Below are 23,672 nucleotides of genomic sequence, written 5' to 3' on the forward strand. Positions count from 1 at the left end.
GTAATATTTCGCGCCGTCGCAGGTCGACTTATTCCGAACCTCTGGCCGCCCGCTTAGTCTCGGGCCGAGCCTCACGGCAGCAGCGTGTGCGGTGATCCGGCAGGGCCTCGGCCGATCGCCTCCTCCCGTCGCGTTGCACCGGATGCGCGGCTGCCGGCGATCACCGTCGCGGCGTCGTCGCGCGGCGGGTCGCAGCGTGGCTCCGCGGCAGAGACGGGAGTACGGGGTGAACGGTGAAGGCCTGGCCAAGCGTCTGGTGACCGACGAGCTGTGGGATGTCGTGGAGCCCCTGCTGCCGAAGGGTCGTTCGCGGCCGCAGGGCGGCGGCCGGCCCCGGGCGGACGACCGAGCCGTCTTCACCGCCATCACGTTCGTGCTGACGAGCGGATGTTCCTGGCGTGCCCTGCCCGGCATCTTCGGCGTCACCTCACCCACGGCGCACCGGCGTTTCGTCGAGTGGACCGCACGGGGGCTGTGGAAGGCGGTGGACGAGCGGGTCCGCGAGCAGCTGGGCAACGGCAGCGAGGCCGCCTGGACAGCGGTGCTGCGGGCGGCGGCCGTGGATCGCAGCGGCCTGGAGGACGTCCGACCGCCCTCGCCCGCCGAGCCGGCCACCCGCCGCGGTGACAGCCGGCAGTCGGCGCGCGCCGCGGAGTCCCGGGGACGGGGCGAGCCCGCCCGCTGGCTCCCCGGACGGCCCGCCGCCGCGGCGTCTCCTGCCGGCCGCGGCCCGCAGTACCGCATCCCCGCGCGCCCCGGCGACGGCGAGGTCATCCGGCAGTCAGCACCGGGTCAGCGGGCGGTGATGCCCTGGGAACGTCCGATGCCGCCGTCCGGAAGGTGCGCCCCATGGCCGATGCCCGAGCTGTCCCCGTCCTCAGCGCCCGCGACCTCGCCCACGAGGCCGGCTACGCGCGTTACGAGGCCCTCGAGGATCTGATCGTCCGTCAGGTTCGGTCGCTCACCGCGGCCGCCGCCGACGACCCGATCCCCACCGACGTCACGTACGCGGCGCTGGGGCTGACGTCGGCGCGGCTGGCCCAGCTGCGACAGCGCCTGGAACAGCAGCTCGATCTGGACATCGAGGCGGCGACGCTCTTCGACTGCGCCACCGTCGACGCCCTCGTCGCGCACCTCGACGGTGTGATCAGCGGTCTGGTCGGTACGCGATGAGCACCGCCGCCCACGCTGCCACCGATCCGAGCGTCGACCCGAACGCAGAACCGATCGCCGTCGTCGGCGTCGGCCTGCGCTTCCCCGGCGGCTGCCACAGCTTCGACGACTACGTCGCCTTCCTGGCAGCGGGCAGGTCCGGCATCGTCCCGCTCCCGACCGATCGCTGGGACGTCGACGCCTTCACCCCGACGCAGCCCGGCGAGGCCGGCAAGATCGCCACCGTCGGCGGCGGCTTCCTCGATCGCATCGACGACTTCGACGCAGCCTTCTTCAACATCTCGCCGAAGGAGGCCCAGTACATCGACCCGCAGCAGCGCATGGTGCTCGAGACGGCGTGGCAGGCACTCGAGCACGCCGGGATCGATCCGACCCCGCTGCGGCGCGGGAACGGCAGCGTCTACGTCGGTGCGAGCTCCATCGACTACGCCCTGGAGCTGGACGGGCTGGACTATCCCGACCTCGACGGGCACCTCGCCGCCGGCATCACCATGTTCCCGATGTCGGGGCGACTCTCCTACTTCCTCGGCTGGCGCGGACCCAGCGCGACCGTCGACACCGCCTGCTCGTCCTCCCTCACGGCCCTGCACATGGCCGTCGGCGGCCTGCGTGCCGGCGAGACCGACATCGCGCTCTGCGGCGGCGTCAACGCGATCCACCATCCGCGCATCACGGTGATGTTCTCCCACGCGCAGATGCTGGCCCCGGACGCGCTGTGCAAGACCTTCGACGATGCGGCCGACGGTTACGTCCGCGCCGAGGGCTGCGGGATGCTGGTGTTGAAGCGGCTCTCGTCGGCCGTCGCCGACGGCGACCGGGTGCTCGCAGTCATCCGCGGCACCGCCATCGGGCAGGACGGTGAGAGCGCGGGACTCACGGTGCCGAACGGCAACGCGCAGACCCTGGTGATGCAGCGGGCGCTCGCCGCCGCCGGTGTGACCGCCGGCGACATCCAGTACGTCGAGGCGCACGGGACCGGCACCCCGCTGGGAGATCCGATCGAGCTCGGCGGCATCAACGACGTCTTCGCCGCATCCCACACGGCCGAGGATCCGCTGATCGTCGGCTCGGTGAAGACCAATCTCGGCCACATGGAGCCCGCGTCGGGCGTGGTCGGGCTGATCAAGGTCATCGGGCAGCTCCGCGAGCGGACGATCTTCCGGCACCTCAACCTGGCGACGCCGTCCGCCCGCATCCCGTGGGATCGCTATCCGATCGAGATCCCCACCGAGGCGCGCCCGTGGGACGCTCCGGTCCGCCGTGCCGTGGTGAACAGCTTCGGATTCGCCGGTGCCATCGGGGCAGCCGTCCTCGAGCAGGCACCGGAACCGTCGCCGACGGCCGCCGGGCAGCTGGACGGGGACATCGCTGCCCCGCAACATCCCCGCCCCGGCGTCCTCGCCGTCTCGGCACGGAGCGTCCCGGCCCTGCGCGCGCGGCTCGAGCAGCTCCGCGACCACGTGACCGAGCGTCCGGAGCTGGAGGTCCCGGCCGTCTGCGCCGCCGCCAACACCGGACGCGCGCACTTCGCTCACCGGGTGGCCCTGACCGCCGTCGACCGCGACGGCCTCGTCGGCGCGCTCGACCGGTCGCTGGCGGAGCTGCCGACGGCGAGTACCTCGGGACTGCGCCGGATCGCCTTCTTCTTCGGCGGCCAGGGGACGCAGTACGCCGGGATGGGTGCCGCTGCCTACGAGCGGTTCAGCGCCTTCCGGGAGACCGTCGAGGAGTGTGAGGCGCTCTTCGCGCCGCACCTGGAGCGCTCGGTGCGCGACCTGCTCCTCGGGCACGGCGAGGGTCTCGAGGCGATCGACGAGACGGCCTACACCCAGCCCGCGCTCTTCGTCCTCGAACTGGCGCTGGCCCGGCTCTGGGCCTCGTGGGGCGTGCGGCCGAGCGTCGTCGCCGGCCACAGCATCGGTGAGCTCACCGCCGCCACCGTGGCCGGGGTCTTCTCGCTGCCCGACGCGGTGCGGGTCGTCGCCGCGCGGGGACGTCTCATGCAGTCGGTGACGACACCGGGCGGGATGATCGCGGTGAACGCATCGTCGGCGGAGATCGAGGAGGCGCTCGCGGGCCACGCCGATCTCGCGGTGGCCGCGGTGAACGCCCCCCGGCAGACCGTGGTCTCGGGTGCCGCCGGGGCGCTGGCCGAGCTCGCCGCCTCCCTGCGCGCCGATGGTCACCGCGTGGAGGCGCTCGCGGTGTCGCACGCCTTCCACTCGCCCCTCATGGCCGAGGTCTACGAGGAGTTCCGGGCGGTGCTGGCCGACGTCGAGTTCGGCGCGCCGGAGATGTCGCTCATCTCGAACGTGACCGGTACGGCGCTGCGGGCCGCGCAGGCGGCCGACCCCGACTACTGGGTAGGGCACATCGGGTCGCCGGTGCTCTTCATGGACGGCGCCCGGGCCGCGTTGCGGCGTGGCCGCCATGCCGTGATCGAGATCGGGCCCTCGTCCGCCCTCACCGCGCTCGCCCGCCAGGCGGTGCCCGCCGAGGACCACGTCTGGATCACGAGCCTGCGTCGCCGGGAGGCCGACTCCACGCTGCCGCTGGTGCGGGCCCTGGGCGAGTTCTACCAGGCCGGCGGCCGGGTCGACTGGGACGGCGTCCACGCCGACGACCCGGCCTCGCACGTCACGCTGCCCACCTACCCGTTCCAGCGCAGCCGGTTCTGGTTGCCGACGCCAACCGGCTCCGGCCCCGTCGAGTCCGTGCCGGGGGCGCATCCGCTGCTCGGTGCGGCGGTGACGGCCGACGCCCCCGTGCTCGGCGAGTTCGAGATCTCGCTGAGCGCTGCCTCCGCTGCCACCGCCGCCCCGGTCGAGGAGCTGCGCGGTGGCGGCGTCGAGGACGACGAGACCACGTCGCAGCTGCCGTTCACGGCCCTGCTCGAGGTGGTGCTGGCCGCGCAGGACGCCTGCCTCGGGCACACCGGCGCCACCGTCGAGGACCTCGTCGTCCACGAAGCGGTCACGCTCCCGGCCGAGCTGTGCACCCGGCTGACCGACACCGGGATCGAGGTCTTCTCGACAGTCGGCGACGAGCGCCGGCTGCACCTGAGCGCCACCCTCGACACCACGACGGCCGTCACCATGCCGCCCGCCGGCGATCCGGACACGCCCCTGCCCGACCCGGGGTCCATCACCGTGGCGGGTGCCGACCTCGCAGTCGACCTCGCCGCGGTGGGACGGGAGTACGGCACCCCCCTGCCGGTGCCCACGTCGATCACCATCGCCTCGGACGGGGTGGTGCGGGTTCAGCTGCCGGCGCGGCGGCCGCGTCCGCACGAGCACCTGCCGGTCGACACGGTGGAGGCGGCGCTGCTCGCCCTGGGGGCGACCTCGTTGGACGGCCCCGCCTGCCGCGTCACGGCCGTGGAGCGGCTGCGGATGTGGCGCAAGCCGCGCGGTACCGAGCTCCACCTCACCGCTCGTCCGGTGCCGTCCGATGTCGACGGACAGCGACGGTTCGCCTGCACCCTCGCCGACGACCGCGGTCCGGTCGCCGCGCTGGACGGCGTCACCCTCACCGCGCCGGACGATCCGTCCGGCCGGGAGCGGTTCGTCCACCGCCAGCACTGGGTCGACAGCGACGAGGCCGCCGGCGTCGCCCCTGTCCGGCACGTGCTGCTGCTCTCCGACAGGCTCGCGCCCGGTCTCGACGAGCGGCCCGGGCTGCGTGTGAGCCGTCGTGGCATCGCCGCCGACGCCACGGAGCTCAGCGCGGAGATCGCTCGCCTCGTGGACGACGGCGTCACCGATGTCTGCTGGGCCTGGCACGGTGACACCGCGGCCCCCACCGAGGCCGGCGTGCGGGCCGAGGCGGAGCGCAACATCGCCGAGCTGCTCGGCGTCGTCGCCGCTCTCGCGTCGCGTCGGGTACGGCTGTGGCTGATCACCCGCGGGGCGCAGCGGGTCGAGGGCGACCCGATCGGCAACGGATCGGGCCTGGCCGCCAGCGCGCTCTGGGGCTTCGGCAGCACCCTGCTCAACGAGATGCCGCAGCTGCGGCCGACGCTCCTGGACCTGGACGCGGAGTTGGACGCGGCGGCGGATGTCGAGACGGCCGCCCTTGCCGCGGAGCTCGCCCGCCCGGAGACGGCGGAGTACCGCATCGCGTACCGGCACGGGCGGCGGCTCGTCCGCCGGCTGCTGCCGGCCGACGCCACCGCCGGCCGTCGCGTCACCCCCCGCCGCCTGCGCGCCGACCGGAGCTACGTGATCCTCGGCGGCCTCGGCGGGCTGGGCGTCGCCTCGGCCGCGGAGCTCGTCGCCTGCGGGGCGCGTGAGCTCGTCCTGGTCAGCCGCAGCGGACGGGTCACGGCCGAGGTCGAGGGCCTGCTGGCGTCACTTCGGGACCGGGCCCGCATCCGCATCGTCGCCGCCGACATCGGGGCGCCGGGGGCGGTCGGTCAGCTGCTGGCGGGCGTGGCCGGGGACGGCCCACCCGTCGCCGGCATCGTCCACGCCGCCGGTGCGGTCGGCAAGGATCTGGTGGCGCAGCTCGACTGGCCGGCCGTCGCCGAGCACCTGGCGCCGAAGATGTTCGGGGCATGGGCGGTGCACGAGGCGACCCGTGACCTGCCCGAGCTGGAGTTCCTCGCCTTCTACTCCTCGATCGCCGGCGTGATCGGCGGCGTCACCCAGGCGCACTACGCCGCGGGCAGCACCTACCTCGAGGCCCTTGCCGAATGGCGGGCGGCGGCCGGGCTGCCGGGTGTGGCACTGAGCTGGGGAGCCTGGGCGTCGCTGGGGATGTCGGCACGTCTCGACGCCGGCCTCACCGCCGAGATCGGCCGGGGCGGCATCAACTTCTTCTCCCCGCACCGGGGGCTGCGGGCGCTGCGGGAGCTGCTCACCGCTTCCGGCGCGCACGTGGTAGGCAGTTTCGACTGGGACCGCGTCTCGGCTGCGGCCGCCGTGGACCATCCACTCTTCCGGGCCGTCGCCGCGCCGCGCGCCGCGGTGGGCGTCGACCTCTCGGAGCTGCTGGCACTGCCGCACGACCAGCTCGTGATCCGGGTGGCCGGCATGGTCCGCGACGGTGTCGGCAAAGCCCTGCATCTGGACGACAGCAGCGTCCTCGATCCGGACGCGGAGGTCCGCACCTTCGGCCTGGACTCGCTGATGTCGATGGAGGTCAAGTCCGGCCTGGACCGTGCCCTCGGGCTGAGCCTGCCGGCGTCGCTGGCCTTCGACCACCCCACCATCACCGCGATGACGAGCTTCGTGACGACGGCGCTCACCGGCGTGACGGCCTCGTCCGAGACGGGGGCTGCGCGATGAGCGCCGGGACTGTGGACCTGGCCGGCGACACCCTCGCCCCGGACGTCCGCTGCGAGCAGGACTGGACCCTCGCCCACGCGGCGGCGGCGCGGGCCGTCGACCGACGGGACCACCCGGCCATCGTCTGCGAGGACCGGGTCGTGACCTTCGGCGAGGTGTACGCGCGCAGCCGCCGGATCGCCGCCGCGCTCCGGCGCGACGGCGTCGGCGGCGGTGACCGCGTCGCCTACCTGGCTCGCGAGTCCGAGCACTATTACACGGCCATCCTGGCCTGCGCCGCGGTGGGCGCCGTCCTCGTCCCGGTGAACTGGCGACTGACCGCACCCGAGGTCGCGCACGTGCTCTCGGACTCCGGGGCGGTGCTCGTCTTCGCCGAGTCCGAGTTCCGCGCCGCCGTCACCGCCGCGGTGCCGGTGGTGACGCTCGACCGCCCCGACGGCGGTGTCGACGCTGGTGCCGACGGTGGTGTCGAGAATGCTGCCGACGGTGGTCTCGACAGAGACGACCACGGCGCGGGGCTGCGCGCCTGGTACGCCGACGCCGACGCCGACGCCGACTCCGACGCCGCTGCATCGCCTCCGGGGGCGCAAATGAGCCCGGACGACCCGGTGGTGCAGATCTACACCTCGGGCACCACCGGACTGCCGAAGGGCGTCGTGCTGGCGCACCGCAGCTTCTTCACGCTGCCCGCCGCCTCGGCGCGGCAGGGCGTGGCGTGGCTCGACTGGCTGGCCGACGACGTCAACCTCATCTCGCTGCCGGGACTGGGTATCGCGGGGATCGGCTGGTTCATGCATGGGTATGTCGCCGGTGCCACCAGCGTGCTGATGCGCGCCTTCGAACCGCAGCTGGCGGTCCGGCTGATGGCCGAGCACGGGGTGACGACCACCTTCGCCGCACCGGCGATGCTCGGCATGATCCTGGCCGAGCGGCGCGCTGGCCCGGAGACCTTCGCCGCACTCCGCAAGGTCGCCTACGGGGCTGCCCCGATGCCGGAGGATCTGCTCGTCCGCTGCCGGGAACGATTCGGCTGCGAGCTGGTGCAGATCTACTCCAGCACCGAGGCCGGCAGCGTCGCGGTCTGTCTGCCGCCGGCCGAGCACGAGGTCGGCAATCCGCGGTTGCGGTCGGTCGGTCGAGCCTGCCCGGGCAACGAGGTGCAGATCGTCGACGTGACCGGACGCGTGCTCCCGGTCGGCGAGATCGGCCAGGTGCGGGTCTGGACGCCGGCGAAAATGCTGGGCTACTGGCGGCGTCCGGAGGCGACGGCGGAGACGCTGCGCGACGGGTGGCTGCACATGGGCGACGCCGGTTACCTCGATGCCGACGGCTACCTCTACCTCTGCGATCGCATCGCCGACACGATCATCGTGGCCGGTCAGAACGTCTATCCCGCCGAGGTCGAGCGGGAGCTCCGGCAGCATCCGGCGATCGCCGACGTCGCCGTCGTCGCGCTGCCCGACCCCGAACTCGGCGACCGTGTCCACGCCGCCGTCGTCCCGGCCGGGGACGAGCGGCCGACGGCCCGCGAGCTCGCCACGTTCCTGGCCACCTCGCTGGCGTCGTTCAAGATCCCCACCGGGGTCACCTGGGTCGAGGCGCTGCCACGCAATCCGTCAGGGAAAGTGCTGCGTCGCGAGGTCCGCGCGCAGCTCACCGCCGGGGGTGCGGCATGACCAGCTCAGCCAGGGCCGCGGCCGGTGGCGTCGGCGTCGGCGTGCTGCTCCCCACCCGGGAGCAGGCGATGACCGGCCGTCTCGACGGGCCGGCGCTGGTCCGCTTCGCGCAACGGGCCGAGGAGCTCGGCTTCGACTCGGTCTGGGCCGGCGACTCCGTCCTGGCCCGGCCGCGGCTGGACCCGTTGCTCGTCCTCGCCGCGGCCGCGGCGGCCACCACCAGCATCGGAGTCGGCACCGCGGCCTGGACGGCGATCCTGCGTCACCCGGCCGTGGGTGCTCACCTGCTCGCCAGCCTGGCCCACGTCAGCGGCGACCGTCTCGTGGCGGGCGTGGGGTCGGGGTTCCCCATCCCCGAGACCGAGGCGGAGTTCGCCGCGCTGGGGCTTCCCTTCGACCGCCGCGCCGGGCGTCTCGACGAGACGGTGGCGCTCTGGCGCGCCGCCTGGGCGGGACAGGACACCGATCACGAGGGACGGTTCTTCACCGTCGGCGGCATCGACCGGCTGCCGCAGCCGCCCCGCTCCGTCGGGCCGCCGGTGTGGCTCGCCGGGAGCGGCACCCCGGCCGTGCTGGACCGCGTCGCCGCGAGCTACGACGGCTGGCTACCGTTCCTGCCCACCGCGGCGGACTACGACAGCGCCGCGGCCGGCCTCGCCGACCGGTTGGCGGCTCGGGGCCGTGCCGCAGACGCCGTGGTGCCGTCGCTCTACGCAACCCTCTGCGTCAACCCCGACGCCGCCGCCGCGCGCACCGAGCTGGATCGCTACCTGCGCGCCTACTACGGCCGGGACCTCGAGACCATGGCCTCGATCCAGGCCTACGGCTGGGGGAGCGCGGAGCAGTGCGTCGCGTGGCTCGCCGACTACGTGGCGGCGGGGGCCCGCCACGTGGTCCTGCGCATCGGCTCCCTCGAACCCGCCCGGCAGCTGGACCGGCTCGCCGCCGAGGTGCTGCCGGCACTGCGTGCACTCGCTCCCGCCGCCACCGTCGGCGCCGCCGACCTGGCGTCGTCCTGATCTCCCGACCCGTCGTCATCCCGTCTCCGGAGGCACCCACCATGCAGGCCACCACCACCCTGGCGATGCAGCAGTCGCTCGTCGCCACCCCCACGTCCGAGGGGCACTGGTTCGAACCGGTCGAGGCGGCCGACTCGGCACCGACCCGACTGCTGCTCTTCCCGCACGCCGGCAGCGGCGCGATCATCTACCGGGACTGGCCGCAGCTGCTGCCGCCGTCGATCTCGTCCCAGGCGGTGACTCTCCCCGGCCGGCACCACCGGCGTAGCGAGCAGACCTACACCGAGTGGGACCCGCTCTTCGACGCGCTGCTGGAGGCCGTCCTGGACGAGGTCGACGACCGGCCGTACGCCTTCTTCGGGCACTGCCTCGGGGCGCAGCTGGCCTATCGGCTGACCGCACGCATCCAGGCGATGGGGGAGCGGGGACCGGCGCTGCTGGGGATGTCCGGCTGGTCGCCCGAGGGCTTCTTCGCGCCGACCTACGAGCAGGTGCACATGTCCGAGGCCGAGATGATCGAGTGGATCAAGCGGCTCGGCTCGTTCCCCGCGGAGATCTACGACAACCCGGAGATGCTGGCCCTGGTGATCCCGGCTCTGCGCGCCGATCTCGCCGTCGCCGCCGCCTACGTCGACGACGGCGCGGTGGTCGACTGCCCGATCGCCTCCTACGGCGGCCGTTCCGACCCGCTCATGGAGCGTCCCGACGCGATGAGCGCCTGGCCGGGACGCAGCGCCGCCTATCTCGGACACAGCGAGTTCCCCGGCGGCCACTTCTTCATCGACGCGCACGCAGCTGCGGTCACCTCGGACTTCGCGCGCCACCTCGGCCGCTTGACCGGCACCGCGTGATGCGGGCAGCGTGGCTCGGCGACGCGAGAGATCGACGGACAGAGGTGAGCCGATGAGCAGCACGACCCCGACCCCGACGCCGGCCGAGCTGCTGGCCCTGATGCCGTTCGCCGTCCGGGCGGGAATCGAGCTGGAGACCGCTGCCGCCGACGAGGTGGTCGGCCGGCTGGCGTGGACGCCGGAGCGCTGCACCGCCGGCGGCCTGCTGCACGGCGGCGCCCTGCTGGGGCTGGCCGACACCGTCGCCGCGGTCTGCGCCTTCCTCAACCTGCCGCCGCGGGCGACGACGGCGACGATCTCGCTCAACGCCACCTGGTTCGGCGCCGTCCGCGAGGGCGAGGTGCAGGCGACCAGCCGGCCGCTGCACGTCGGGCGGACGACCATCGCCGTGCAGTCGGAGCTGGTCAACGTCCGCGACGGCGGCGATGCGCCACCGAAGCGGATCGCGATCGTCACCAGCCTGCAGAGCGTGCAGTCGGCCGGTTAGCAGCGCGGCTACTCGGACAGCAGCCGAGCGGGGACCTCGAGACGAGGTCCCCGCTCGGTCACGCGGGGTCGGTGGATGCGGTGATCAGTGACGACGCCTCATGACGCCCGCAGCGAGGTGTGCTCGCCACCGGGGCCGACGAGGGCGTCGTGGCGCAGGATCGCGCCCTCCAGGCGCTGCAGCGAGGGGGACGGGTCCACGCCGAGCTCGTCGCCCAGCCGGGCGCGGATGGCCTGGTAGGTCGAGAGCGCCTCGGTCTGCCGTCCGCTGCGGTACAGCGCCACCATCAGCTGTTCGCAGAAGCGCTCGTTGAGCGGCTGGTTCAACGTCAGCTCTGCGAGCTGGGGCAGGACGCTCTCGTGCTGGCCCGAGCGCAGCCGGAGGTCCACCAGCATCTCGTGGGCGAGGGTGCCGGCCGCCTCGTAGCGCGCGGTCGCGGCTCGGCAGAGCGGCCCGCCCACCTCGCCGCCGAAGACGTCGCCGTTCCAGAGCGTCAGCGCCGATCGCAGCAGCGGCTCGGCCGTGGCGTCGTCGCAGAGCCGCGCGCGCGTCACGGCGCGCTGGAACACCACGACGTCGATCTGCTCGGCGACCACCATCAGCCGGTAGCCGCTCGGCAGGCACGCCAGCTGCACGCCGTCCTGACCACCGCCGTGCAGCTTGCGGCGCAGCCGGCTCACGTGGGCCTGCAACGAGTTCTCGGCCGTGGTCGGGGGCTCCTCGCCCCACAGCTCGGCGATGAGGGCGCCGGTCGAGACCGAACGCCCCTCGGCGGCGAGCAGCGTGGCGAGCAGGGCGCGCTGGCTGGCGCCGCAGATCTCGATCGGACGTCCGCGCTGCAGGTACGACAGCGAGCCGAGGACACGGAACGTCAGCGGGGCACTACCGAGATCGGGATCTCCGTCGTCGGCAGTCACGTCGATGAGCTCCTCGCGGAGGGGGGAGTGGGCAGGTGCGGTCACGGTGTCGTCCTTGCTGGAGGCAGCGGGCACGGGGGTCGAGTGCGGCGGGACCGGGATGCGGCCCGGGCGGAGTCGGCCGGGAGCGGTGGTGCGCCGTCGGATGGTGCAGCGGCTCCGGCGGGCGAGCGACGAAGCGGAGTCACGGCCGGCGACTGCGCCGGCGTGGTGATCGGGTCAGCGTGGTGATCGGGTCAGCGTGGTGATCGGATCAGCGTGCGGCGAGCAGGGCGTCGAGCTCGGCGAGGCGGGTGTTGACACCGTCGCGCACCGCGGTGTCGTCGGGCGCGTGACAGATGGCGACGAACCCCTCGAGCAGGCCGAAGGCCAGCTGTTGTTCCGGGCTGAGCTCCGGTGTGGTCTCGGTGGCGTCGGTGGTGGTGGCGTCGGTGGTGGTGGCGGTCGTCATGACGATGGCTCCCCGGGGTCGGTGGTCAGAGTGCGCCGGCGGCGCGGAAGACGTGGACGAGGCCGCTGATGTCGGCCTCGCCGTGGAAGGCGATGTACTCCGGCAGCACGAGGTGCTGGGTCCACTTCTGCTTGTAGGCCAGCTGCGTCTGGGCCGGGTAGACCTCGGCGCCGTGCTCCCAGAGCAGGGCCATCAGGGCGGCGAAGCCGGGACTGGCGTTCGGCATCTCGACGCTCTCGGCGAGGCTGGTGAAGGGCGTGAAGCCGAAGTGGAGCCAGGCCACGCCCTCGGCGATGAAGGTGTCGATCGCCGCCTTGTTGATGGCCTCCATGATGCCGGGCGTGCGGTCGGGGATCCGGCGGCTCAGATCGTGCATCCAGCCGGCTCGGGATCCGTAGACGGGGGAGTAAGAGATGTAACCGGCGAGTTGGTCGTCGATGGTCCCGACGAAGAGGCGACGGTGCTCCTGCATCACGCCGCCGTACTGCCCGACCAGGTACTCCAGCTCCTTGACCTCGTCGCCCTTGTCCCTGAGCCAGACGGCATCGAGCTCGCGCATCGCGCTGTCCCACTCGGGCTGGGGCACCTCGCGGATCACGAGTCCGGAGCGGTGCGCCCGCTTGATCTTGTTGCGCAGCTGCATGTACTTGGTGCCGGCGAGCGTGAACCGGGACAGGTCGATGGCGTAGGAGCCGCCGATCTGGTTCACGGTGAAGCCGGCGCCGGCGTAGAGCTCGGCGTCACGCCGCTGCAGCTGGATCGCCACGACGTCACGACGCGCGGCGACGCTGCGCGCGGTGAAGGCGTCGAGGAGCTCGGTGTAGTGCTCCGGTGCCGTAAAGGGACCGCCGAACTGGACGTCGTAGTTGCCGGCGCTGCGGTACACCACCAGCCCCGGCACGCCCGGCGACGTGAAGTAGCGGTTGCCCTCGCTGACGGCGAGGAAGGCGCTCGGGTTGTCACTGTCGGTGTAGGCGCGGATGGCGGCCAGCGCATCGGCGGCGGTGGCCGGCGGGGCGTCGGTCTCAGGTGAGGTCGGGTGCGTGAGGGTCATCAGCTGCTCCTGCTCGTCGGCGGTTCGTCGTCGCCGGGCGGCGTCTGCGTTCTCGGCGGGCCGCCGTCGGCCGGGCAGGAGCTTTTTTTCATATCGCCGGGCGGCGAACAATCCCGAAGGTCCGGATTGACGGGTTCGAAGACGGCGGATCATCTCAATAGGTGGAGGTGAAGACCGGTACGGCCCTCTTGACTCCGACGGCTCGATCGCGGGCAGTTCTGGCGGAGGTATCCCAAATTGGACATATCGGTCTGCTGTGATCGTTCTCCGATGACGCCCCGAAGAATTTCACGCAACCAACTGAGCCACTCCGTTGGGAACGCCCGAGCGGCGAAGGCCGCATGACCACCTGCGCTGACGCTGTCAGGACAGCGTCAGCGGTGCTTCCTAGCGTGGCTCCCACCCGGGGTCCGGCGCACAGTGGCCAGGGCCGCGGCCAGCCCCCGCCACCGTTCGGTGAACGCGCCGAACCAGTGCCCTGACGGAGCCCCACATGGTTCGCGAGCCCGCGACGTCCCCCTCTTCCCTCTCGGTTCTCAGCGGCCCGAACGGCGCCGAGCCGACAGAGCCACCCGCGCCACCATCACCCGTGTCACCCAACGGCGCCGCGCCGGCCGTGCCGCTCGCGCCGGGTGCGGTGACCCCTGCAGCGGTGACCCCCGCAGCGGAGTCGCCGGCAGCGACCGTCGGGGCCGCGGCGACGGCGCCGGAGACCCCGCCGCGTCCCGTGGCGCGGGCGGTGGTGATCGTCAACCCCGTGGCCGGGTCGGTCACCGACGAGGTGGTGCGGCGCATCGAGGAGATCGCGGCGCGGCATGTCGGCGAGCTGCGCATGGAGTTCACCGAAGCGGCCGGTGGCGCCGAGCAGCTGGCGGCGGCCGCCGCGGCCGCAGGCGTCGACGTGGTGATCGCCGTCGGCGGCGACGGCACCGTCCGCGAGGTCGTGGAGGGACTCACCTGGCGCTGCGTCGGTCGTCCGGACCTGCTCGTCATGCCCGGCGGCACGGGGAACTCGAACTATCGCGCGCACTGGGGCCAGTTGCCGTGGGAGGCCGCGCTGGACAGCGCCCTCGGCGGTCGCGCCGCGCGCCGCCAGCTGGACGTGGCCTGGCTCGTCGAACTGGACTGTGCCGTCCTGCTGGGTGCCGGCTCCGGTCTCATCGAGGCCTGCCTGCGGTACGCCGCCGAGGTCGGCGCCACCGGCCGGGAGCGGTACCGCCTCGCACTGGACCTGGCCGTCGAGCGCACCGTCCCCTATCCCGGACGGGTACTGGTCGACGGCGACGTCGTGCACGAGGGCCCCACCTCCCTCGTCAACGTGGGCGGTGGTCGTTTCCGCGGCGGCGCGTACCAGGTCATGCCCCACTCGCAGCTGGACGATCAGCTGCTCGACGTCTGCGTCGTGGGCGACGCCACCCCGATGGCGCAGCTGCCGGAGCTTTTGCGCAACGGTGCGCATGTTCAGCTCTCGGACGCGGTCTACGCCCGCGGACGTACCGTCACCGTGCTGCGGACCGACGGCCAGCCGCTGGCCTACGAGCACGACGGCGAGTCGACCCCGCTCGAATGGGACCAGTTCACCATCACCGTCATGCCCGGTTCGGTGCCGGTGATCTGCCACCCGGCGGCACCCGGTTTCGCAGGCTCGGGTGAGGCGTCGGGGTGAGCCCGCTGCTCGAGCAGCTCGGCACGTGGGCTGCCGAACTCGACTACGACGACATCCCCGACCGAGTCGTCGAGTTCGCGGTCAGCCAGGTCGTCTCGCAGCTCGCGGCGACGCGCGGAGGGATGCGGCACCCCGCGGGGCTCGGCCTGCTCCGGGCCTACGGGCATCCCCGCCAACCCGATCCGCAGCGCGCCGCGGCGGCGATGTCGGTGCTGGGGTCGTGGCTGAACCTGGACGACACTGCCTACGCCGGCCACCTCGGCCCGGCCAGCGTGCCGGTGTCCCTCGCCTACGCCCGGGCCCTGCGGCTGAACGGTCGCGAGCTGCTCCGTGCCGTCGTGGTGGCCGACGAGGTCGCCGGCCGGATCACCGCGGCAGCAACGCTGGGCCCGCTGCGGGGCCAGATGGCGCTGCACAGCTACCTCGTCGCCGCGGTGGCGGCCCGGCTCGCCGCCGAACGGGCGCCGGCCGGCGTCTGGGTCGACGCCCTGGGCCTCGCCCTCGCCGCCCCCGCCGCGCCGGTGTCGCACGGTTTCTTCGGCAGCGACGCGAAGCTCGTCCACACCTACGCCCCGGTCCTCGCCGGCCTCGCCGCCTGCGACGCGGCGCATGCCGGTCTGCGCGCCGCGCCGGACCTGCTCGAGCACCCCGAAGGCTTCCTCGCCTCGGTCGCCGAGGTCCCCTGTCCGGCCGCCGTCACCGCCGGCCTCGGCACTCGCTGGCACACCGAGACGCAGTCGTTCAAGCTGCGACCCGGCGGTCCCGGCGTGGACGCGGCGGTGGACTGCGCCCTCGAGCTGCACGCCGAGTGCGCCGCCGCCGGCCGTCCGCTCCGGGCCGCGGAGATCGACCGCGTCGAGGTCACGGCGTCGGCGTACACCACCTACGCCGGCCGACGCGCCGAGAGCTACGTGGCCGGGCCGGCCGCGCCGCTGAGCTCGCTGCTGCTCACCGCGCCCTACGCCGTGGCCACCGCGCTGTTGCACGGCGACCTCACCGTCGCCGACTATGCCGCGCCGGCACTGCAGGACCCGCAGCGCTGGCAGCTCGCCGAGCGCGTCACGCTGCGACACGACCCGGAGATGACGCGGCGACTGCTCGCCTCGACGGCGCCCTTCGGACAGGCGGTGCGGGATGCCGGCGCGGCCGGCCGGGAGTGGCTCGCCGTGCTGGCTCGTCGCTTCGACATCGAGCTCGACAGCCATGGCGGCGACGACGACGACGGCTACGGCGACGACGACGGCTGTGGCGACGCGCCGACCCGAGCCGTCACCGACTTCACGCGGGCGGAGAAGGCCACCCCGGCCCGGCTACGGGTCGTGCTGCGTGACGGCGTGGTGCTGCAGCGTGCCCGCGACATCCCGCTCGGCGCCATCGGCGAGGACACCAGGCAACGCCATGCCGCGCTGGTGCACGACAAGTTCGTCGCCAACGGCGGGGATCCCGCGGTCGCGGTGGCGCTGCGCGCCCTGTCCGATGTGGCCGCCGACGAGCTGGGGGCCTTGATCGACGCCGCGCTGACCGGCGCCGCCGTGAGTGACGCTGATTTGCGCGGAGTCGCTCGAAAGGACATCGCACCCAGCGACACGCTCCGCCACCACGCCGTCGGCGAGTAGTCCCGGCGGCAGTCAGGAGGGTGTCAGGCGGCAGTCAGAGCTGCGGCCGAGCATCGACACGTAATCGAGCGGAACCCGGCCCGAGCGAAGGACAGCGATGATCATCGAGCACACCGTCGAGGACGCTGTCGAGGAGGCCGCCGGCCGCATCGGCGCAGTTCGGGAGTACCGGTCCTACGTCGGCGGGCGCGACCTGCCGGCCGGCGGCTGGGTCTACACGCTGACCGCGCGCTCGCTGCTCGAGGACGTCTTCACCAGCGCCCGTCTGAAGCGGCGGCTGGAGAAGGACCCGAACTCGCCGGAACTGAACCACCCCTACGTCGCCGGCCGGGTCGCGGCCGCTGCCGACGAGGAGATCGACGCCGCGGTCGACGCGGCCGCCGCCGCAGCCGGCACGTGGGCGACCACTCCGCTCGCGACTCGCATGCTGCTGGGCCGGCGCTTCCGCGAAGAGCTGCTCCGGCGCCGCGAGGAGTTCGTCGACATGGTCGTGAGCGAGGGCCATCCGCGCCGGCTGGCGCAGTGGGAGCTCACCTGCCTCCTCCAGATCTTCAGCGACGAGAGCCTCGCCTGGTACGAGGAGCAGATGTACGTCGAGCGGCAGCTCGGCAACCGTCGCCTCATCGTGCGGCGCGTCCCCGACGGTGTCGTCTGCGTCAACCCGCCGCAGAACGCGCCGGCGCCCAGCTCCGGGCTCACCGTCCTCGCCCTCATGGCCGGCAACACCGCGGTCGTGCGGGCGCCGCGCAGTATCGCGCTCAGCACGATGTACCTGATGCGGGACGTCGTCGCCCCGCTGCTGGACGAGCTCGGGGCCCCGCCCGGCACGCTCAACGTCCTCTGCGGCCAGCCGCGCCGCATGATCGACCGCTGGCTGGCGCACCCGGACGTCGACGACATCTTCTTCATCGGCGACAGCGCCGAGGGTCTCGATCTGCAGGCGCGCTGCCTGGCGCAGGGCAAGAAGCCGATCCTCGAGCTGGCCGGCAACGACGGTCTGGTGGTCTGGCACGACGCGGACCTCGACCTGGCCGTCGAGGCGATCACCGAGTGCTTCTTCGGCTCGGGACAGATCTGCATGGTCCCGAAGTACGTCGTCGTGCATCCCGACATCGCCGACGACCTGACGGCGCGTCTCGTCGCCGCCATCGCCGCCGAGATCCGTCCCGGCTACCCGGATGCCCCCGACACCCTGCTGTCGCCGGTGCGGCGGACCGAGCGCTTCTTCGCCCAGCTCGACCAGGCCCTGGCCGGCGGTGCCGAGCTGGTCTGCGGCGGCCGCCGAACCGAAGTGGACGGCACGCCCTCGGAGACCGGCGTCTTCCTGCAGCCGACGGTGTTGCGGGTCGCCGGCCTCACAGGGGCGCGGCAGCTGGACGTCGTCCGCCACGAGACCTTCTACCCGCTGCTGCCGCTGGTCGTCCCCGAGGCCGCCCCCGACGAGGTGCTCCTGGACCTGGTCGTCGCCTTCGTGGACGACAACGAGTACGGCCTGCGCAACTCGCTCTGGACGAGTGACCCCGCCGTCGTCGACACCTTCCTCGCCGGCGTCCGGCACGGCGGTCTGTTGAAGATCAACGACTCGCACATCGGCTTCCTGCCCTTCCTGCCGACCCACGGTGGCACCGGCCTCACCGGCGGGGCCTTCGGCGAGGCCAACTACCCGATCTTGAAGACGTCGCACCTGCAGGGCGTGAGCATCGCCGACGCGGTACGGCCCCGCGACGCCGTCTTCGACGTCTGACAGCAGCTCCCCCCACCGACCACTGGAAAGGAACGACCGATGCGTTCACTGGACCTCGCTCGCCAGGCCTGCGAGAAGTTTCACCCCGGTCTCTGCGCCGACCTCGAGGGCATCGCGCTGCGCGAGCGCGAGGCGGTCGGCAGCCCGGTCGTCGACATGTTCCGCAAGGCCGACGGGGGCGGCCTGCTCGTCCCCGAGGCCTTCGGCGGCGCGGAGGCCTCGGCGCTGGACGCGAGCCGGGTGATGCGCGGACTCTCGTCCTACTCGCCCTCGCTCGGCGCCGCGGTCTGCATGCATCACTTCACCGTCGGGATGCTCTTCGCCCTCGCCGACACCGCCGACCGGCTCACGGACGCGCAGCTCGGCGTCATGCGCCGCATCGTCCCGGACCGGCTGCTGCTTGCCTCGGGCTGGTCGGAGGGTCGTACCAACCAGAACATCCTCGCGCCCAGCGTCACGGCCCGCGCCGACGGCGACGAGTGGGTGCTCGACGGCTCGAAGAAGCCCTGCAGCCTCTCCGGCTCCATGGATCTGCTCACCGCCAGCGTGGCGGTGCCCGGTGCCGACGGTGGCGAGCCGACGCTCGCGCTCGCCCTCGTGCCGGCCGACGCGGCCGGGATCTCCGTCCACCCGTTCTGGGCCACGGAGGTGCTCGCCGCCGCCGAGAGCGACGAGGTGCGCTTGACGGGGGTCCGCGTTCCCGACGCGGCCATCATCCGTTCGCAGCCGGACGATCCGCACCGCCTGGACGACCTGCAGACCGCGGGCTTCGTCTGGTTCGTCATGCTGATCAGCTCGGTCTACGCCGGCGCGGCGGGTGCGCTCGTCGCCGACCTGGTCCAGCGGGCCAAGGGCAGCGTTGCCGAGCGGGCGCAGGTCGTCGTCGAGCTGGAGTCCGCCCTCGCCCTGCTCGAGGGCGTGGCCCGCTCGGTGGACGACGGGCTGACCGGCGACGACGCCGTCGCGGCCGTCCTGGTGGCCCGCTACGCCATGCAGGGAGCACTCGCGCGCGCCACCGATCTGGGCGTGGAGCTGCTCGGCGGCATGAGCTTCATCGGCTCGCCGGACACCGCCTACCTCAGCTCGGCGGTCCGCGCGCTGGCCTTCCACCCGCCCTCGCGATCCAGCGCGGCGCAGCCGCTGCTCGACTATGTCGCCGGCGCCCCGCTTCAGCTCGGCTGAGCCGTCCCGAGCGACACCACCCTCGACCCGGCTTCGGAAAGGCAGTTGCGATGACCCTCATCGATCCCGCGCCCGCCCCGGCGCGCGTCGGGCAGCCACCGGCGCTCCAGGCCGGTGACCAGCCCGAGACCCGTCACATCCTGAACCTGTACCGCACCCATCTGAGCAAGGGTCGCGCGACGCTGGCCGAGCTCTTCGGCACCCACATGGAGACCTTCTCCGAGGGTGCGTCGCTGCGGACCTCCGACGGCGAGACGTTCCTCAACTGCGGTGGCTACGGCGTCTACACCATGGGTGCCCGGCACCCCGTGGTGATGGCGCACGTGCGACGGCAGCTCGAGACGCACCCGATCGCCACCCGCATCCTGCTCGAACCGCAGGTCGCGCTGGCCGCCGAGGCGCTCTGCTCGGTCACGCCCGAGGGCATGGACCGCGTGCACTTCGCCCTCTCCGGCGCCGAGGCGGTCGAGACCGGACTCAAGCTGGCGCGTGCCCACGGCTTCCGCCGCATCGTCTCGACGGTCGGTGGCTACCACGGCAAGTCGCTCGGGGCACTGTCGGCGACCGGCAAAGACGTCTACCAGGCGCCCTTCCGGCCCCTCCTGCCCGACGTGACGCACGTGCCCTACGGCGACGCCGACGCCATCGAGGCCGAGCTGCGGGCGCACCCGGGCGAGGTCTGCGTGATCGTGGAACCGGTGCAGGGCGAGGGTGGCGTCATCATCCCGCCGGCGGACTACCTGCGCCGGATCGCGGCAGCCTGCGCCGAGCACGGCGGCTTCTTCATCCTCGACGAGGTGCAGACCGGCATGGGCCGGCTCGGCGAGTGGTGGGGCGCCGACCTCGCCGGGGTGACCCCCGACGTCCTGCTGGCGGGCAAGGCGCTGGGCGGCGGCGTCCTGCCGGTCTCGGCGGCCGTCGCCAGCCGCAAGGTGTTCCGTCCCTTCGACAAGGACCCCTACCTGCACACCGGCACCTTCTCCGGCGCCCCCATCCTCATGGCCGCCGTGGTGGGAGCCATCGAGGCGGTCAAGCAAGACCGCCTCGTCAGCCGCGCGGCCGAGCTGGGCCACCGGCTGCTGCCGGCGATCGAGCAGATCGTCCGCCGCAACTGCGGTGAGCTGGTCGCCGACGTCCGCGGCGTGGGACTGCTCGTCGGCGTCGAGTTCGTCGAGGCGGGCATCGCCGGCGAGCTGCTCATCGAACTGTTCAACCACGGCGTGGTGGCCAACCACAGCATGAACGGCAGCGCGACCGTCCGGTTCACGCCGCCGGCGACGCTGACGCCTGCCGAGACCGATTTCCTGCTCACCGCCCTGGACGGCGCCACCAAGGACCTGGTGGCGCGCCGGGCCAGCATCCCGGAGAGGTGGTAGTACCCGATGCGTCGAGTGGAACTGACCGCGCACATCCCGTCCCGACAGCCCCATGAGGTCTTCGCGGAGGTGATCAAGTTCGAGCGCTTCCGCAAGCTCGCGCCGCACGTCGCCGCGGTGAGCGTGCAGCGCACCCTCCCCGAGCCGGTGGGCGAGTCGAGCTGGGAGCTGCACTTCCGCAGCGGCCTGCTGACCTGGGAGGAGGAGGAGGTCTTCGCCGCCGACCACAGCGGCTTCACCTTCGTCCAGACCGACGGCGACTTCGACACCTTCGCCGGCTCCTGGTCCATGATCGCCGAGGGCGACGGGACCGAGCTCCGCTTCGAGGCCGAGTTCGACTTCGGCATCGCCAGCCTGGAGTCGATCCTCGACCCCATCGCCGCGCGGGTGATCAAGGAGACGGTGGCCTGGTCGGTGGCGGGACTCTTCGCCGACGTCAGGCTCGAGGTCGAATCCGACCTGCTCACCGATCTGCTCGCCCGGCAGAACGGCGCCCCCGCCTCCCCGGCAGGGGTGTGATCGGCGATGGACCAGGCCAACCGCTTCGAGACGCGGACCACCTTCTCCCTGCACCGCGCCGAGTACCTCTTCCTCTGGCTGATCGCCACCGCGCTGTTGATCGTCAACATCGGTGAGATCAACTGGGCGGTGGCGCTCTTCCTCTTCTTCTACATCGACGTCATCGGGTACTTCCCCGGCGCCATCGCCTGGCATCGCAGCAAGACCAAGCGGATCGCCAAGGGTTACTACGTCCTCTACAACACGATGCACTCGCTCATCACGCAGACCGTGGTCGTCGGGGTGTGGGGCCTGGCCTTCGGCTGGCAGTGGGCCTTCCTGGTCGTCCCTTTCCACCTCTTCGGCGACCGCGGTCTCTTCGGCAACTTCCTCAAGCCGTTCTCGGTCTCCTTCGAGCCGGCCACCCACCCCGTCTTCGCCGCCGTCTCCGATCGGCTGGAGCAGTACGGCGCACCCGAGCACGCCCCGAAGACCGCTCCCGAGGCGGTCGACTCCCTCACCAGCACCGCCGACACCACCGCCCCCGAGGAGGCCCTGCGATGACCGACACCCTGCCTGCCGCGCCGCCGGCGGCCGCCCGCCCGGAGACCGCCGACGCCCCGGTCGCCACCGAGGCCGACTGGGACACCGCCCCCGGCCTGCTCGACGGCGCCATGACGCTCGAGCTCTCCGTCGCCGACTGCGACCTGCCCTACTGGTTCGGCTCGGTGGCCGCGGGCACGCTGCGCGGCCGCACCGCCACCGGCTACCTGCGGGGCACGCCCACCCCGGCCCACATGACCGTCCCCGGTCCGCTGCGGGAGTCGTTGTCGACCGAGCTGGCCTACCGTTCGCTGGCCGAGGAGAAGGCGACCCGCATTCTCGCCTCCTACGTGGCCGAGGCCCCCGGCATCCCCGAGATGGACTTCTACGCGACGCAGCTGATCGACGAGGCGCGCCACTCGATGGTGTTCCGCAACCACCTCGTCGACATGGGCCATCCCGCCGACACGCTGCTGGCCGACATCGCCGAGATGGGCCGTACCTACTGCGCGGAGGTGCTCGACCCGGTCGAGGAGTTCGCGCTGCAGATCGTCCGGGACGAGCACGACTTCATCGGCGGCGTCGCCGTCTTCACCATCGTCATCGAGGGTGTCCTCGCTCCGGCCGCCGAGTTGAGCGAGCGGAAGTGGGACCCGCTGGATCCGGCGGCCAGCGAGATCGCCCGGGGCGCAGCCATCGACGAGATTCGCCACCTGACGGTGGGGAGCTCGATCATCCGCGACCACCTGCTGGCGCACCCGGAGTACCGGCCCCGGCTGCTCGAGATCCTCGACGCGGGCGTCGAACTCTGGGACCGCGTGCCGGACAAGAAGTACGTGATGGCGCGTGAGGAGCTCTTCCAACAGGGCATGGCGCAGCACGCCGACCTCATCGGTGACTACGAACTCTTCCCGGGGTGTCGCATGATCGACACCACGCCCCAGGAGCGCTACGACATCGCCGAACGCTGGACCGACCAGATGGCCGAGGCCCGGATGGCCTACATGGGGCTGCCCGGCGTGCTGGGCGGGGGCCACAGCCGGTGACCACCCCACCGGGTCAGCGCAGCGCCGTGGTCTGCGGCGTCGGGTCGTACCTGCCGGGCAGGCGGGTCACCAACGGCGACCTGGCCCGCACGCTCGACACCTCCGACGAGTGGATCCGGTCCCGCACCGGGATCGGCACCCGGCACTGGGTCGAGCCCGGCACGTCGACCGGTGACCTCGCCACCCGCGCAGGCGAGCTCGCGCTGAAGTCCGCGGACGGCGTGGACGTCGACGCCGTCGTGCTCGCCACGACGACGCCCGACCGGATCTGCCCGGCGACGGCGCCGGACGTCGCGTCGCGGCTGGGGCTGACCGGGGTGCCGGCGTGGGATGTCTCCGCCGTCTGCACCGGGTTCCTCTACGCCCTGGCCAGTGCCGCCGGACTGATCGCCGCCGGCGCCGCCGGTCGCGTGCTGGTGATCGGGGCGGAGACCTTCTCCGCGCTCACCGATCCGACCGATCGCAGCACCCGCGTCATCTTCGGCGACGGGGCCGGCGCGCTCGTCCTGCGGGCCGGTCACGCCGACGAGCCCGGTGCCATCGGACCCCTGGTGCTCGGCAGCGACGGCGAGATGTCGCACCTGATCACCGTCCCCGGCGGCGGCATCCGCGACCGGGTCGACGGGGTGGAGACGGAGGCGGCCGATCGCTGGTTCCGCATGGTCGGCGGCGAGGTCTACCGGTATGCGGTGGCGCGGATGTCCGGCAGTGCCCGCACCGCCCTCGAGCGGGCCGGGTGGGGTGTCGCCGACGTGGACCGGCTGGTGGCTCACCAGGCCAACTCCCGTATCTGCACCGCCGTCGCCGAGGGCCTCGGCCTGGAGGCGGCGTCGGTGCTCTCCAACATCTCCCGGGTCGGCAACACCGCCGCCGCCTCCGTCCCGCTGCTGCTCGCCGAGTCGGCGGCGACGGGTGCCCTCGCCGCGGGGCAGCGGGTGCTGCTCACCGCCTTCGGCGGCGGCGTCACCTGGGGCGCCGGGACCCTCACCTGGCCCGAGGTCGTCCCGCACTGCGAGATCGGCGACGCCGCCTGAGGCAGCACCGCACATCAGCCCACCACACCCACCGGATCACCCACCGGATCA

Annotated in this window: 19 protein-coding genes; 16 read left to right on the plus strand and 3 right to left on the minus strand. The window is 72.8% G+C overall.

Annotated features, from left to right (window positions below; translation table 11 throughout):
* Positions 1-142: 142 nt before the first annotated feature.
* Genes AC0NZQ_RS07100 through AC0NZQ_RS07130 form a run of 7 tightly spaced genes read left to right on the plus strand, consistent with a single transcriptional unit; the run spans position 143 to position 10,494 of the window.
* Positions 143-940, plus strand: coding sequence for a transposase (locus AC0NZQ_RS07100; protein WP_474528982.1), 798 nt, complete (start codon positions 143-145; stop codon positions 938-940).
* Complete coding sequence (locus AC0NZQ_RS07105; protein WP_474528984.1) at positions 850-1,173, plus strand: acyl carrier protein; 324 nt, start codon at positions 850-852, stop codon at positions 1,171-1,173. Before AC0NZQ_RS07100 ends, AC0NZQ_RS07105 begins: the two co-directional genes overlap by 91 nt.
* The gene (locus tag AC0NZQ_RS07110) at positions 1,170-6,461 is read left to right on the plus strand and encodes a type I polyketide synthase (protein WP_474528986.1); all 5,292 of its coding nucleotides are present in this window, start codon (positions 1,170-1,172) and stop codon (positions 6,459-6,461) included. The genes AC0NZQ_RS07105 and AC0NZQ_RS07110 overlap by 4 nt, the downstream gene beginning before the upstream one ends.
* Positions 6,458-8,137 (plus strand): long-chain-fatty-acid--CoA ligase, encoded by a 1,680-nt coding sequence (locus AC0NZQ_RS07115; protein WP_474528987.1) that lies wholly within the window; start codon positions 6,458-6,460, stop codon positions 8,135-8,137. Before AC0NZQ_RS07110 ends, AC0NZQ_RS07115 begins: the two co-directional genes overlap by 4 nt.
* Complete coding sequence (locus AC0NZQ_RS07120; protein ID WP_474528988.1) at positions 8,134-9,156, plus strand: LLM class flavin-dependent oxidoreductase; 1,023 nt, start codon at positions 8,134-8,136, stop codon at positions 9,154-9,156. Before AC0NZQ_RS07115 ends, AC0NZQ_RS07120 begins: the two co-directional genes overlap by 4 nt.
* Before the next feature lie 41 nt (positions 9,157-9,197).
* Positions 9,198-10,007 carry a thioesterase II family protein gene (locus tag AC0NZQ_RS07125; protein ID WP_474528989.1) on the plus strand — a complete coding sequence of 270 codons (810 nt, stop codon included), beginning with the start codon at positions 9,198-9,200 and terminating at the stop codon, positions 10,005-10,007.
* A gap of 52 nt (positions 10,008-10,059) precedes the next feature.
* The gene (locus AC0NZQ_RS07130) at positions 10,060-10,494 is read left to right on the plus strand and encodes a PaaI family thioesterase (protein ID WP_474528990.1); all 435 of its coding nucleotides are present in this window, start codon (positions 10,060-10,062) and stop codon (positions 10,492-10,494) included.
* Between the two features lie 98 nt (positions 10,495-10,592).
* On the opposite strand, the gene AC0NZQ_RS07135 is transcribed toward AC0NZQ_RS07130, so the two are convergent.
* The 3 genes from AC0NZQ_RS07135 to AC0NZQ_RS07145 form a co-directional block, all read right to left on the minus strand.
* Complete coding sequence (locus AC0NZQ_RS07135; protein ID WP_474528991.1) at positions 10,593-11,456, minus strand: AfsR/SARP family transcriptional regulator; 864 nt, start codon at positions 11,454-11,456, stop codon at positions 10,593-10,595.
* A 208-nt stretch (positions 11,457-11,664) separates the two neighbouring features.
* Complete coding sequence (locus AC0NZQ_RS07140; RefSeq protein WP_474528992.1) at positions 11,665-11,862, minus strand: hypothetical protein; 198 nt, start codon at positions 11,860-11,862, stop codon at positions 11,665-11,667.
* A gap of 25 nt (positions 11,863-11,887) precedes the next feature.
* Positions 11,888-12,916: a phosphatidylglycerol lysyltransferase domain-containing protein gene (locus tag AC0NZQ_RS07145; RefSeq protein WP_474528993.1), complete on the minus strand. Its 1,029-nt coding sequence runs from the start codon at positions 12,914-12,916 to the stop codon at positions 11,888-11,890.
* A gap of 589 nt (positions 12,917-13,505) precedes the next feature.
* Here AC0NZQ_RS07145 and AC0NZQ_RS07150 point away from each other — a divergent pair.
* The 9 genes from AC0NZQ_RS07150 to AC0NZQ_RS07190 all read left to right on the plus strand — a co-directional run bounded on the left by AC0NZQ_RS07150 (position 13,506) and on the right by AC0NZQ_RS07190 (position 23,621).
* Positions 13,506-14,582: a diacylglycerol/lipid kinase family protein gene (locus AC0NZQ_RS07150; protein WP_474528994.1), complete on the plus strand. Its 1,077-nt coding sequence runs from the start codon at positions 13,506-13,508 to the stop codon at positions 14,580-14,582.
* The gene (locus tag AC0NZQ_RS07155; RefSeq protein WP_474528995.1) at positions 14,579-16,198 is read left to right on the plus strand and encodes an MmgE/PrpD family protein; all 1,620 of its coding nucleotides are present in this window, start codon (positions 14,579-14,581) and stop codon (positions 16,196-16,198) included. Before AC0NZQ_RS07150 ends, AC0NZQ_RS07155 begins: the two co-directional genes overlap by 4 nt.
* A 97-nt stretch (positions 16,199-16,295) precedes the next feature.
* Positions 16,296-17,942, plus strand: coding sequence for an aldehyde dehydrogenase family protein (locus AC0NZQ_RS07160; RefSeq protein WP_474528996.1), 1,647 nt, complete (start codon positions 16,296-16,298; stop codon positions 17,940-17,942).
* 39 nt (positions 17,943-17,981) lie between these two features.
* Entirely contained in the window at positions 17,982-19,124 is a 1,143-nt protein-coding gene (locus AC0NZQ_RS07165; protein WP_474528997.1) for an acyl-CoA dehydrogenase, read from the plus strand.
* Between the two features lie 50 nt (positions 19,125-19,174).
* Complete coding sequence (locus tag AC0NZQ_RS07170) at positions 19,175-20,500, plus strand: aspartate aminotransferase family protein (protein ID WP_474528998.1); 1,326 nt, start codon at positions 19,175-19,177, stop codon at positions 20,498-20,500.
* A gap of 6 nt (positions 20,501-20,506) precedes the next feature.
* The gene (locus AC0NZQ_RS07175) at positions 20,507-21,019 is read left to right on the plus strand and encodes a type II toxin-antitoxin system RatA family toxin (protein WP_474528999.1); all 513 of its coding nucleotides are present in this window, start codon (positions 20,507-20,509) and stop codon (positions 21,017-21,019) included.
* Between the two features lie 6 nt (positions 21,020-21,025).
* The gene (locus AC0NZQ_RS07180) at positions 21,026-21,562 is read left to right on the plus strand and encodes a hypothetical protein (RefSeq protein WP_474529000.1); all 537 of its coding nucleotides are present in this window, start codon (positions 21,026-21,028) and stop codon (positions 21,560-21,562) included.
* Between the two features lie 110 nt (positions 21,563-21,672).
* Positions 21,673-22,587, plus strand: coding sequence for a ferritin family protein (locus AC0NZQ_RS07185; protein ID WP_474529438.1), 915 nt, complete (start codon positions 21,673-21,675; stop codon positions 22,585-22,587).
* Entirely contained in the window at positions 22,584-23,621 is a 1,038-nt protein-coding gene (locus tag AC0NZQ_RS07190) for a beta-ketoacyl-ACP synthase III (RefSeq protein ID WP_474529001.1), read from the plus strand. Before AC0NZQ_RS07185 ends, AC0NZQ_RS07190 begins: the two co-directional genes overlap by 4 nt.
* The last annotated feature ends 51 nt before the right edge of the window (positions 23,622-23,672 follow it).

The sequence above is a fragment of the Jatrophihabitans sp. sgz311053 genome, assembly GCF_056135305.1.